Raw genomic sequence first — 13,187 nt, 5'->3', positions numbered from 1 at the left:
GGATCACGGTATTCATCGCGTCCGGGATTGCGCTCTGCGTGGGATCGTTGATCCCCACGCGGAGCGACAGGTCGGCTAGAGTCCGCCCATGCAGAGGTATTTCAGCTCGCTATAGTCCTCCAGACCGTGCCGCGAACCCTCGCGACCGGTGCCGGATTCCTTGATCCCGCCGAACGGCGCGACCTCGGTGGAGATCAGGCCGGTATTGATCCCGACCATGCCCACTTCCAGCGCCTCGGCCACCCGCCAGACCCGGCCGATATCCCGCGTGTAGAAATAGCCGGCCAGGCCGACCTCGGTGTCATTGGCCATGGCTAGCGCCTCGGCTTCGGTTTCGAACTCGAACAGCGCGGCGACGGGTCCGAAGGTCTCCTCGTGCGCGATCAGCATCGCCGGGGTGCAGCCGCCGATCACCGTGGGCTCGAAGAAGCCATGGCCCAGGTCGTGGCGACGGCCACCGGTTACCAGGCGTCCGCCATGGCTGAGCGCGTCGGCGATGTGCTCCTCCACCTTGAGGACCGCCGCCTGGTCGATCAGCGGGCCAAGCGCGACGCCGGCCTCGCTGCCGGGGCCGACCTTCAGCTTGGCCACGGCCTGGGCCAGCTTGGCCTCGAAGGCTGAGGCGATGTCCTTGTGAACCAGGATACGGTTCACGCAGACGCAGGTCTGGCCGTTGTTGCGATATTTCGAGGCGATCGCGCCTTCGACGGCGGCGTCGAGATCGGCGTCAGCGAAGACGATGAACGGGGCGTTGCCGCCCAGTTCCATGGAGATCTTCTTCATGGTGGGCGCACACTGCGCCATCAGGGTCTTACCCACCTCGGTCGAGCCGGTGAAGGTGAGCTTGCGCACGACCGGGCTGGCTGTCAGCTCGCCGCCGATCACCCGGGCCGAGCCGGTGACGACGTTGAGGACACCAGGCGGAATGCCGGCCTGTTCGGCCAGACGCACCAGCGCCAGGGCGGTCAGAGGCGTCTGGGACGCCGGCTTCAGGATGATCGTGCAGCCCGCTGCGAGGGCTGGCGCGATCTTGCGCGTCACCATAGCCGCGGGGAAGTTCCAGGGTGTGATCGCCGCGACCACGCCCACTGGCTGGCGGATTACAACCAGCCGGCTGTCGGCCCGGTGGCTGGGGATCACCTCGCCATAGAGGCGCTTGGCCTCTTCGGCGAACCACTCGATGTAGCTGGCGGCATAGGCGATCTCGCCGCGCGCTTCGGCGAGGGGCTTGCCCTGCTCGCGAGTGAGGATCAGCGCCAGATCCTCCTGGGCGGCTGTCACCGCGTCGTACCAGCGGCGCAGGATGCGGGACCGGTCGCCGGCGGTCTTTGCCCGCCACTCAGGCAGCGCCGCCCCGGCGGCGGCGATGGCGGCGGTCACATCCTCGGCGCTTAGGCTGGGAACCTGGCCCAGGGTCTCGCCTGTCGCGGGATCGGTCACGGCCAGACTGGGCTCGCCGATCCAGGCGCCGCCAATCCAGCACTGCTCGCGCAAGAGGGCCGGATCGTTCAACAGATGCCGCATCTCTGGATCACCTTTGGCAGGGCCGCTTTGGGCGACCGTATTTCCCTCGTCCTAGCACAGGACGGCGGCGCGCCGCGGATCGCGCTCGCGATAACGCGTCAACGCTGTGAGCGCCGCCAAACCTAACGCCGGGCGTTGGGGTCCGGGTTCCAGCGCGGCTCGCGTTTTTCGGCGAAGGCCTTGGGACCTTCCTCGAAATCGGGGTGCGACCACTGCGACTTGAGCAGCTCCCAGCCATGGGTCGGCGCGGCGGGATCGCTGAGTTCGGTGGCGCTCCAGATCGCTCGCTTGGTCAGGGCCATGGCCTGGGGCGAGTTGGCGCACAGGGCGCGCGCCAGCTCCCTGGCCTTCGCCATGGCGTCGGCGGCGGTGGGTTCGAGCAGATCGATCATACCCAGCGCATAGGCCCGCTCGGCCGGCATCCGGTATGATTTGCCCGCCAATCCCATCAACAAGGCCGCGCCCAAACCTGCCCTGCGAGCAATTCCGATGGATTCCAGGGCCGAGACCTGACCGACACTGACATGGGTGTCCATGAACTGCGCGCTCTGGCAGGCCACGACGATGTCGCTGTCGGCCACGAAGTGCAGGCCGCCCGCATTGACCAGACCGTTGACGCAGCAGATCACCGGCTTGGTCACCTGACACATGCGCGGCGAGAACCGGTTGGCCGCGGCGTAGGGCTGGTTCTGCAAGCCGCCGACGCCGACCTCGAGCGCGGCCACGTCGGCTCCGGTACAGAAGTGCCGCTCGCCGGCCCCGGTGAGGATGACCGCCACGATGGCCGTGTCCTCATTGACCCGCGCCCAGGCCGCTTCCAGCGCCAGCAGCAGAGTCGGGTTCAGGGAATTGCCCTGGCCTGGCCGGTTGAGGGTCAGGATCGCGACGCCATCCTCCAGCTCGAACGACAGCGGCTCGGTCTGGACTTCGGGAGAATGGGTCAAGAACAGGCTCCTTCCGCGAGAAGTCACGGATATTGGGGTGGCGACATGGGCGCGTCGGCCACTGAAACCTCTATCCCAGACCGCAAAGCTAGCCGACCCCCTTCCACATCGCCCCGACGGTAGATGACGGCCCCGCTTCGTCGAATGGATGGATGCGCCGGCCGCGAGGGCTCTGTAGGATCGCAGATCTTGGCGTTTGTTGGGTTTGCCTTTGCATATGCCGCCTCTTGTCGAGTGAAGCCTATCAATGTCTGCGTCGCCCTCCTCGCCTTGGAAAACGCCCAACGACCGTCTCAAGGATCGCGAGATCAAGCGCGAAGCCGTGCTGCTGGCCGCGGCGCGCGCGTTCAACGAGCGCGGCTTTCACAACACCGCGCTGGAAGACGTCGCGACGACACTGAAGGTCACCAAGCCCACCATCTACTACTACGGTGAGAGCAAGGAGGCGCTGCTGGCCGCCTGCTATCGCCGCGCTCTGGACACCTTGGACGACGTCACCCGTAGCTCGGAGGCCGACGCCGCCGATGGGCGCACGCGCCTGCGCGTCCTGATCGTCGCCTATGGCGAGGCCATCCTGTCGATCTACGGCCGCTGCCTGACGCGCGTGCCGGACAACAGCCTGTCGCCCCCGCTGCGCAAGGAGTTGCGGGCCATCAAGCGCACCGTCGACGATCGCATCCGGCGGGTGCTTGAGGATGGCGTGCGCGACGGAACGCTGAAGCCGACCGACATCAAGATGACCGCCTTCGCCATAGCCGGAGCGCTCAACGCCGCCGCCCTGTGGTTCGAGGAGACAGGTCCCTCCTCGCCCCGGGAGATCGGCGAGCATTACGCCGATCTCTTCGTCGCGGCCCTGACGCCGGCCTGAGCGGCGCCCCGTCAGGCTTCGATATCGACGTCCTTGGTTTCCTTCAGGAACAGGATGCCGATCACGGCCGTCACGCCGGCCACCACGATGGGATACCAGAGGCCGTAATAGATATTGCCCGTGGCCGCGACCATGGCGAAGGCCGTGGTCGGCAGGAAGCCGCCGAACCAGCCATTGCCGATGTGGTAGGGCAGGCTCATCGAGGTGTAGCGGATATTGGTCGGGAACATCTCGACCAGCATGGCGGCGATCGGCCCGTAGACCATGGTCACATAGATCACCAGCAGGGTCAGGATCCCGACCACCAGAGGCTTGTTGACCAGGGCGCTGTCGGCCTTGCCGGGATAGCCCGCCGTGGCCAGAGCCACGCCCAGTTCGGCCTCCCAGCTCTTCTTGCGGGCCGCGAAGGCGGCCTTGTCGAGCGTGTCGCCGGCGAAAGATGGCAGGACGGTCTCGCCGATCTTCACCTGGGCCACAGCGCCGGCCGGCGCCGCCGCATTGGTGTAGGTGACGCCCGCCTTTGCGAGATAGGACTTGGCCAGGTCGCAGGAGGTATTGAACACCGTCTTGCCGATGGGATCGAACTGGAACGAGCAGTCGGCGGGATCGGCGACCACGGTCACCGGCGAGGTCGCCACTGCGGAGGCCAAGCGCGGATTGGCGGCGACGGTCAGGGTCTTGAACAGCGGGAAATAGGTCAGGCAGGCCAACACGCAGCCCAGCATGATGATCCACTTGCGGCCAATCTTGTCCGACAGCCAGCCGAAGAGGACGAAGAACGGGGTGCCGATCAGCAGCGAGATCGCCACCAGCGTGTTGGTCAGCCCGCCATCGACCTTGAGCATCTTCTCCAGGAAGAACAGGGCGTAGAACTGGCCGGTGTACCAGACCACGGCCTGGCCGGCGGTCAGACCCACCAGAGCCAGGATGACGATCTTCAGATTGCCCCACTTGGCGAAGCTGTCGGCCAGGGGCTTCTTGGAGCCCTTGCCCTCGTCGATCATCTTCTGGAAGGACGGGCTTTCCGACAGCTGCAGGCGGATCCACAGCGACACGCCCAGCAGCAGCACCGAGATCAGGAACGGAATACGCCAGCCAAACTCCTTGAAGGCGTCCTCACCCATCAGGTTACGGGTCACCAGGATGACGATCAGGCTCAGGAACAGGCCGAAGGTCGCGGTGATCTGGATGAAGCTGGTATAGAGCCCGCGCCGGTTGGCGGGGGCATGCTCGGCCACATAGGTCGCCGCGCCGCCATATTCACCGCCCAGCGCCAGACCCTGCAGCAGCCGCATCAGCACCAGGGCGATGGGGGCGATGATGCCGATCTGCTCGTAGCTGGGCAGCAGGCCGACCACGAAGGTCGACAGGCCCATCAGGAGCATGGTGACGAGGAAGGTGTTCTTGCGGCCCCACAGATCGCCCAGACGGCCGAACACCAGGGCTCCGAACGGGCGGACCGCGAAGCCCGCGGCGAAGGCGAGCAGGGCGAAGATGTAGCCCGTGGTTTCGTTCACGCCGGAGAAGAAATGGTGGGTGATATAGGTGGCCAGCGAGCCGTACAGATAGAAGTCGTACCACTCGAAAACCGTGCCCACCGAGGCGGCTCCGATGACGAGTCCGTCCTTGCGGCCGACCGCAACACCGTCCTTTGCGCCCGTATTGTCGGCCTTGGCCATGGAATCCCCCGTTTGTGTTATCGCTACCATGGCATGAGTTGAGCGTCACCACGCTCAGACTCGCTTATCTCGGCATGTTGTCAGAGTTTTCCGGGCCTGGGGAGGTGAACCTTACCCTTCACGCCGTAGAAACGCCCGTATTTGCTGGGATGACGTGACAAATCCTTCCCGGTTCGTCAGGCTCGACGTTCCTTGATTCCAACTTTGGATGAGCTAGCAAAATGAACGTTTCCGATCTGGTCGACGCCGCAGTCGCCGCCGACGACAAGCTGACCAAGGCTCAGGCCAAGGCGATCATCGACGGCGTGTTCAAGGCCGTGACCGACGCCGCCGTTAAGGGCGAAGAAGTTTCGATCCCGGGCTTTGGCAAGTTCAAGGTTCAGGCCAAGCCGGCCCGCACCGGTCGCAACCCGGCCACGGGCGCCGCCATCGAGATCGCAGCCTCCAAGAAGGTCGCCTTCACGCCAGCAAAGCAACTCAAGGACGCCGTCAACGGCTAATCCTTTTGGGATTTGAGGCGACCGGCGCTCCACAGGCGCGTCGGTCGTTCTCTTCCCGCTATTTGTAGTTCAGCGTCCAGGACAGCGTCACCGGGTTGGCCAAGCGGATCGGTCCGGTCGAACACTGGACCAGCGACGTCATCGCACCGGTTGGCGTGCGATAGGTCTCCTCGTCAGCCAGTGGTCGCGAACGGCAGCTCTTGAAGCCTTTGGTCGCGAACTTCGTGACATCCCCGCGCTTGAAGCGGGTCTTGCCGCCCTCGGTGGTTGGCGCTTGCGAAAATCCAGCGAAATCCAGGTCGATGCTCGCGACCGACAGCGGCGTCTGGGCCGAGATCACGTCCGTTCGCGTGATCCTGCCCGGCCCAAAGGCATAGGTCGTCTGTATCGACAGCCGGTCATCGGCGATGGGAGCCGCTTCGCCCAGACGGTCCATCTGGTCCTGTCGGTAAACGACTGTGGTCGCGAGGCCCTTGGTCGTCACCTTGACGTCCCTGGCGTAGGCCAGCGGGGCAAGCAGCGCTCCCTCCTCCAGCTTCACCATTGGCAGCAGTTGCGGAAACTGCCCGTCGGCGACGCCAGACAGCATCCCCGGCGAGAAGGGGACCGGGTAGTAGGGTGAGTTCTCGTGCTGCCCTCTGCCCCCGCTGATCACCGGCAGACTGATAACCCGGCCCCTGTCGCGCAGGGTGACAACCAGCCGGTCATGCTCACCACGTGCGAACCAAGTGAGGGTGCGCTTGGGCAGCTTGTCGAGCCACGCTGCATAGCCAGGATCTGGCACCCTGTCGGTGAAGCCCAACTCGTTCCACACGGCGTTGGTATAGAAATGCTGCCGGGCCAGGCTGAGGTTTTCGCCCAGGATCCGATGTTTGCCGCGATAGGCGTCGGTGCGCCGGCCATGCTCCCACAGGTTCACCGATCCCATGGCCGGATCGAACCAGAAATCCATATGCCGGGCGCTGACCCGCGACGAGAAAGCGTAGGCCATCGTCTTTTCCTCGGCCGTCAGCACGTCAAGCTTGGCAGCCGCCGTCAGCACCTCAAGGAAAGCCGTCTCGCCATAGGCGCCGATGCTGCGGCCATATTCGAAGCCTTCGCCCCGCATGTTGAGGCGCGGCAGCATCAGATCGATGGACTTGCGCAGCCAGGTCTTCACCTCGGCGCTGGCGGGCATTTCCGCCTCGATCAGGCGGTGGGCGATCTCGCCGATTAGCAAAACGCTGTAGCGGTCGAAGCGCCCTTCCCCGTCCGTCTCGTCAGCAAAGCCATAGTCGCCGGAATATTTGCGATAGTGGTCCAGCGTGCGCTCCAGCAGCGCCTCGCTGGCCGAGGCGTCTTCCCAGCCCAGCTGGTAGCGCAGCCGCGCTACGCTGAAAGCCACGCCGTAATAGTTGTTGGGCAGGTTGATCAGGGTCAGGTCGTCGGTCCGCACGAACCGTCGCCAGTCCAGCTTGACCTTTAGCCTGGCGAGGGTCTCGGGCGAGACCGCCTGCTCCAGCAGGCCCGTTTGCTGCAGCATCCGCAGGGCCTGGATGTAGTAATACATGCCCCAGGTGTCGTTGGTGTCGTCGATGGTCAGGTCGGCGATACGCTTGAAGCCGGCCAGATAGGTCGCGAAGCGGGGATCGTCGCGCGGGGTGTCGATCACCAGATAGGCCAGGCCGATGGCGACCTTGCCCGGCAGGAACTTGTCGTCACCGCTGAACACCTTGGTTCCGTCCAGGGTCATGTCGCGCTGCTCGACCAGAAGCGTGTTGAGCAACTTCTCCAGCTCCGGCTGCAGCCGTTTGTGCACGGTCTGGTTCATCGGGGCGACGGCGTTCAGGACAGGCCCGCGCGCATCGGCGAAGGCGATCGAGGGCTGGCCCACCGCGATCAGCAACGCCATCACCAGCCCCTGACGGCGAGCGGAAGTACAGGCGTGCGTGGTCATCTCGACAGAACTCGATTTTACTGTGGGGAAATGAAAACGCGGGCCAGTTTCCCGGCCCGCGCTATCGCTCTTAGAACTTGTAGCGAATGCCGACGACGAACTCGCGGCCGGTATGTTCGTAGTTCAGCATGAATTCATCGGTGCTGTTGGTCCAACGCTCGTCGAACTGATCTGTCAGGTTGATGCCCTCGAACGAGATCGTGAAATTCTTGCTGAGGTCATAAGACATCGACATATCGACATTGAGCGCGTCGGCCTTGCCATCGACGTCGTTGCCGTAAAGCGTCGGCACGCGGGTCAGATACTCGTCACGATAGGTGCCCGAGACCCGAGCCTCGAACGGACCGTTTTCGTAATAGAGCGTGGCGCTCCACGACTTGGGCGACTGGCCCACGATCGGCTGCCGCGACAGCGCGCCAGTCGTCGTGTTGACGATGTAGTCGATGGCCGAGTCCACCTTGGTGTAGTTGAACAGACCGCCGAACTTGTCGAACGGACCGGGCAGGAAGGTGAACGGCGTCTGGAGTGTGATCTCGTAGCCGTTGAGATTGCCGCCGGGAGTGTTCTGGCTTGAGGTGAAGATCACTGTATCGCTGGGCAGCACGCCGACCGGCAGGATCGAGTCCGGGAAGCCAGTGTCTGAGAACAGCATCGCCTGACGCGTGGTCTGGACGTAGGACGAGATTTCCTTGCGGAACAGGGCCACGCTGAACAGGGCACCCTGATAGGGATACCACTCGACACTGACATCGTAGTTATTGGCCCGGATCGGGGCCAGGAACGGGTTGCCGACGGTCAGGGTGGTTTCCGACACACCGCGAGACACCGAACCACCGGGCGTCAGTTGGTTGAGCGCGGGGCGCGCCATCACCTTGGCCGCCGCGAAGCGCACCATCAGGTTCTCGCGCGGTTCGATCGACAGGTTCAAAGCCGGCAGGGTGTCATCGTACTTGTGCTTCAGGTTCAGGGGCGCGGCGCCCAGGATGCCCGTGGCGTCCACCTCGGTCTCGACATAGCGAACGCCCAGATTGCCGCGCACCGGCATGTCCATCAGCTCAGTGCGGAAGTCGGCCTGCACAAAGCCGCCGGTCGAGGTTTCGGTGACGTTGCGAACCTCACCGTTAAAGGGCGTCAGGCGGAAATCGCCGTAGGAATTGACGCAGTTGCAGCTGAAGCCGATCAGGGCGTCCAGCTTGTAGATGTCCGGGATCACCCAGCTCAGCGGGGTGCCGGCCGGCACGTCGAGGCCTTTGCCGAAGTTGGTCACGCGGGTCGAATAGTCGGCGATGGTCTTGCCTTCGGCGGCCAGTTTCGCCAGGGCCGTGGCGGGCACGCCCTCGACGGCCTTGCGGATCTCGTGGACCGAGAAACCGAACTTCTTGCGCGACAGGCCGCCCTTGACGGTAATGGCGTCGGTCAGGTCGTAGGTGACGTCGAACTCGCCGGTCTCGTAGCTGTTGACCGTCTTGTTGGGCCGCAGGCGAATGATTGAGGCGTCGCCCGCAGCGTTTGAGGACATCAGCGCCCAGTTGGCCGGGTTGTTGACGTCGAAGCCGTAGTTCATGCCCGGATGGTTCTTGTCGGTGAAGTCGTAGGAATAGCCATCGACATCATGACGGTCGAACGAGACCGTGGTCTGCTGCGGGTTGCGCCCGATGGCCCGCGACACGCCATACAGGGCGTTGAGGCGCAGACGGTCGCTGAACTCGTGGGTCAGGCCCAGCGAGTTCTGGAAGAAGGTGGTCGACAGGATGTCGATGCGCTGCTCGCTGCGGGCGTCGACGTCGTCGAAGGTCGCCTTGATCAGCGTGCGGTTGGGACCGATGGTGCCCGACACCAGATCCATGGCCCGGAAGCCCTGAACGCCGGTTTCGCGGGCCGGGCTGATGATCTCGACGAACTCCTCGCTGCGGTTCTGATCCAGCTTGGCGTAGAGGGTGTCGAAGGTCAGTCGGGTCTTGTCGGAAACGTCGAACTGAACCGCGCCGGTCAGGCCCAGACGTTCGCGGTCATAGCCGATGCGGCCATAACGCGGGATGCGTGGGTGAGCCGCGCCCCAGGCCGCTTCCTGCGCAGCCAGACCGGTGACGGTCGTACCGTCGGCCTTGGTGATCGTCCCGACCGACTGGTAGCAGGACGAGGCGTTGACGTAGGAGGTGATGACCCCGGCAACGCGGGTGGGCACGCAGAGGTGGTCGCCGGGCACCCGGAAGCCGACTGAGCTTGCGCCTTCTTCAAAAGTCTTGCGCTTGCTGTAGGCCGCCGAGAACAGCGTGCCAAGCCGGCCATCCATCCAGCGATTACTGACCAGGAACGTGCCGCGCGGGTCAGTCCCCTCGGTCAGGTCGTTGTAGGAAGCCTGAGTTCCCATTGCCAGGACGAAGCCCGGATAGTCAAATGGCCGAGCGGTCTGCAGATCGACGGTCGCGCCCAGCGAGCCTTCGTTGACCGAGGCTTCCTGAGACTTGCGCACCTTGATGCTGTTGAAGAGTTCCGAGGCAAAGACGTTGAAGTCGAAGCCGCGGTTGCGGTTGGCGCGGCCGCCGTCACGGCCGCCCGTGGTGGCCAGAGCTTCCAGTCCGTCCAGTCGCACGCGCACGAAGTCCGAGCTGAGGCCCCGCACATTAATCGAGCGGCCCTCGCCCCCGTCGCGGTCGATCTGGACGCCCGGCACGCGCTGCAGCGAGTCGGCCAGGTTCAGGTCAGGGAAGTCGGCGATGTCCTCGGCGCTGATGGCGTCGACGATGGACGTTTCCGAGCGCTTGACGGCGATCGCCGCCTGCAGCGACTTGCGGAAGCCCGTGACGACGACTTCCTCGACGACATCCGTCGATGCCGCGGCTTGGGGCGCGCTCTGGGCATAGGCGGCGCCGACGCTTAGCGCGCAGAAGGCGGTCGAAAGACCGAGAATGGATTTGAACGTCATGGCTTCCCCTCTTTCGTCCCTCATTGGCGGAGACGATCAGTTATTTGGTAAGACCATTTGCTACCGGTGTCATAGATTTTGTCAAGCCAATTCCGGGTTCTTTCAGACTAGCGTACCTCCCAACTCAGAGCTTCGGGCGGGCCGGCAACGATGACCTTGGCGTCGATGATCTCGACCATGACCTCGGGCAGGCCGAAAGGCGGAACGATAGATGATCCGACCGCTTGATGGTGATGCCGAAGCAAGGTCAGGAGGCTGCGCGGTGGCGCTCACCCTCCGCCTGAATTATTTTCCTCTCGCGCCGGTCAGACCGGCCGGGCAAGAGACTGTCATGACCACATCGACCGCCGAAACTCGCAAGCTCTATCAGCAGGTCGCCAATTCGATCGTGGAGTCGATCCGCGAAGGCCAGTACCTGCCCGGACAAAGGCTGCCATCGGAACGGGACCTGGCCGAGGACTACCGGGTTAGCCGTCCAACAGTGCGCGAGGCAATGATCGCGCTTGAAATCCGCGGTCTGGTCGAGGCCCGCCACGGCTCGGGCGTCTATGTCACCGAGGCCCCGACACCGGAGATCCAGGCCCCGGAACTGGATATCGGCGCGTTCGAGCTGACCGAGGCCCGGCGCCTGATCGAGGGCGAAAGCTGCGCCCTGGCCGCCACCACCATCACCGATGCGGAACTCGTCCGACTGGCCGCCATCATGGATGACATGGTCGTGGAGAACGACCAGAACGTGAAGGGCGAATTGGCCGACCGCCGCTTTCACGTCGCCATTGCCCAGGCCACCCGCAACAGCGCCATGGTGACCGTGGTCGAGAACCTTTGGGACCTGCGCTACAAGTCGCCCCTGTGCCGCGCCATGCTGGAACGGGCTCGCCAGGTCGGCGTGCGGCCCCTGATCGACGACCACCAGGAAATCCTCCTGGCCCTGCAAGCCCACGACCCCAAGGCCGCTCGCAACGCCATGCGCGAACACCTGGGCCGCGTGATCGACAACCTGCTCACCGCCACCGAGATCGATGCGCTGGAGCAGGCCCGCAACGAGGTCCAGGCCCGGCGGACGGAGCTTGTCCGCCGCTCAGGGGTCTAGCTGCTCTCGGGATAAAGCGGGCGACTGGGGGAAGGCCCCAGCCGCCCTTCGTCGGCTAACCTCGGGAGGAGGCGCGGGCGAAAGTTACGCATCGCCCGCCAGGTCGACGAATTCAGTGGCTCGATTAGAAGGCCGGATGATCGTCGCCTTCAAAAAGACGGCCCGCTGCGGAATCGGGCTGCGGGCCTGCGTGGGGGGAATCTTTTGCGAAACCATAATATCCCAATTGGTAGCCCAATCAAACTCAATTGGCCTTACCAATCCATCACAATAATCCAAGCTCGAGCCCGCAACTCTCCGAACAGCTGAGACCATCGTCCCGCCTGCTGAGGCTTTGGCCGCGTCAGATGCCTCGCCTGACCCAGAATTCCAAGCCCCTTGTGGCCAAGGGTATTGTGGGTGAGTAGGCTTGCAGACGCGCGTCGGCCACGGCGTAGCTATGCCTCGGCGGCTTGACCACGCTCATGCGTCCAGCACGCAACCGACGCGGAAGCATAAGCCGCGTGACACAAGGGAAACCCGATGCGCGTCAGCTTGATCCTCACCGCGGCACTCGCCATGACCTCGGCCTGCGCCACTGCGCCGGGCGCCGTCGCGCCGTCGGCGGCCTCGACGCCCGCTCCGTCTCCCAAGGAAGCCGAAGTCCTGGCCCTGGGCCGCAAGGTCGCCGACTGGCAGCTCTCGCGCATGGACAATTTCGACTATACGCGCACCTACAAGCACAACACGGTCGACCCCAAGGGCTGGATCCAGGGCGCGCTCTATACCGGCGTTTTCACCTTCGCCGACCGGACGGGTGACCCGAAATACGCTCAGGCCGTGCTCGCCCATGGCGCCGCCCAGAACTGGCAGCTGGGTCGCCGGCCGCTGCACGCCGACGACCATGTGATCGGCCAGAGCTGGCTGTGGGCCTATGGCAAGGAAGCCGACCCCGTCAGGATCGCCGCCCTGCGCACGCGGTTCGACGCGATTCTGGCCAACCAACCCAACGAGGATCTGGCCTTCCAGGACGGTGTCGGCGAACCGCCCTGCCAGACCCGCTGGTGCTGGAGCGACGCGCTCTACATGGCGCCGGCCAGCTGGTTCGGGCTTTCGAAGGCCACCGTCGATCCGCGCTACGCCGCCTATGCCGACAAGGAGTTCTGGGCCACCACCGACTACCTGCTCGACAAGGACAACGATCTCTATTTCCGCGACAGCCGCTACCTGACCCGCCGCGACGATCAGGGTCGCAAGATCTTCTGGAGCCGGGGCAATGGCTGGTCCTATGCCGGGATCGTCAACGTCCTGAAGCTACTGCCCGCAGACCACCCTTCCCGCCCCCGCTATATCGCCCTGTTCAAGGCGATGTCGGCCAGGCTGGTCGCGATCCAGAAGCCCGACGGCTATTGGGCGCCGTCCCTGTTGGCGCCCGAGGGTTCGCCACCGGAAACCAGCGGCACGGCCTTCTTCACCTATGGTCTGGCCTGGGGCGTCAACAACGGCGTTCTCACCGAGCCCCGCTTTCGCGCTGCGGCCAACAAGGGCTGGGCGGCGCTGGAGCGCGCGGTCACGCCCGAGGGCAAGCTGGTCTGGGTTCAGCAGGTCGGCTACGCCCCCGAACAGGTCGAACCCGACGATACGCAGCTCTACGGGGTCGGGGCTCTGCTGCTCGCCGCCACCGAGGTCGGACGCGGCCGGCGCTAACGCGCCGTCGCGCGGCGTTCGAATATCTCTT

General features: G+C 64.5%; 9 protein-coding genes. 4 read left to right on the top strand and 5 right to left on the bottom strand.

Features of this window, described 5'->3' with window-relative positions; translation table 11 throughout:
* Positions 1-75 precede the first annotated feature (75 nt).
* Entirely contained in the window at positions 76-1,524 is a 1,449-nt protein-coding gene (locus ACP69S_RS18525; RefSeq protein ID WP_425999753.1) for an NAD-dependent succinate-semialdehyde dehydrogenase, read from the bottom strand.
* A 122-nt stretch (positions 1,525-1,646) separates the two neighbouring features.
* Entirely contained in the window at positions 1,647-2,468 is an 822-nt protein-coding gene (locus ACP69S_RS18520; protein WP_425999751.1) for an enoyl-CoA hydratase/isomerase family protein, read from the bottom strand.
* A 247-nt stretch (positions 2,469-2,715) separates the two neighbouring features.
* Between ACP69S_RS18520 and ACP69S_RS18515 the strand changes: the two genes are divergently transcribed.
* On the top strand, positions 2,716-3,336 hold the full coding sequence (locus ACP69S_RS18515; RefSeq protein WP_425999749.1) for a TetR/AcrR family transcriptional regulator: 621 nt from the start codon (positions 2,716-2,718) through the stop codon (positions 3,334-3,336).
* An 11-nt stretch (positions 3,337-3,347) separates the two neighbouring features.
* On the opposite strand, the gene ACP69S_RS18510 is transcribed toward ACP69S_RS18515, so the two are convergent.
* Entirely contained in the window at positions 3,348-5,015 is a 1,668-nt protein-coding gene (locus ACP69S_RS18510; protein WP_425999747.1) for an MFS transporter, read from the bottom strand.
* Between the two features lie 221 nt (positions 5,016-5,236).
* Between ACP69S_RS18510 and ACP69S_RS18505 the strand changes: the two genes are divergently transcribed.
* Entirely contained in the window at positions 5,237-5,515 is a 279-nt protein-coding gene (locus ACP69S_RS18505) for an HU family DNA-binding protein (protein ID WP_062146073.1), read from the top strand.
* A gap of 58 nt (positions 5,516-5,573) precedes the next feature.
* Here the strand turns inward: ACP69S_RS18505 and ACP69S_RS18500 are convergent, their stop codons facing one another.
* Both ACP69S_RS18500 and ACP69S_RS18495 read right to left on the bottom strand, forming a co-directional pair.
* Positions 5,574-7,451, bottom strand: coding sequence for a hypothetical protein (locus ACP69S_RS18500; RefSeq protein ID WP_425999745.1), 1,878 nt, complete (start codon positions 7,449-7,451; stop codon positions 5,574-5,576).
* 70 nt (positions 7,452-7,521) lie between these two features.
* Positions 7,522-10,377, bottom strand: coding sequence for a TonB-dependent receptor (locus ACP69S_RS18495; RefSeq protein ID WP_425999743.1), 2,856 nt, complete (start codon positions 10,375-10,377; stop codon positions 7,522-7,524).
* A gap of 331 nt (positions 10,378-10,708) precedes the next feature.
* On the opposite strand from ACP69S_RS18495, the gene ACP69S_RS18490 reads away from it, so the two are divergent.
* Both ACP69S_RS18490 and ACP69S_RS18485 read left to right on the top strand, forming a co-directional pair.
* A complete protein-coding gene (locus ACP69S_RS18490; protein WP_425999741.1) occupies positions 10,709-11,470 on the top strand; it encodes a FadR/GntR family transcriptional regulator in 762 nt (253 codons plus the stop codon).
* 522 nt (positions 11,471-11,992) lie between these two features.
* Positions 11,993-13,156, top strand: coding sequence for a glycoside hydrolase family 88/105 protein (locus ACP69S_RS18485; protein ID WP_425999740.1), 1,164 nt, complete (start codon positions 11,993-11,995; stop codon positions 13,154-13,156).
* Positions 13,157-13,187: the final 31 nt, after the last annotated feature.

The organism is Caulobacter sp. DWR1-3-2b1, from assembly GCF_049895765.1.
Classification (GTDB): domain Bacteria; phylum Pseudomonadota; class Alphaproteobacteria; order Caulobacterales; family Caulobacteraceae; genus Caulobacter.
The sequence above is the reverse complement of the archived record's forward strand: the minus strand, read 5'-3'. Positions and strand labels throughout refer to the sequence as shown.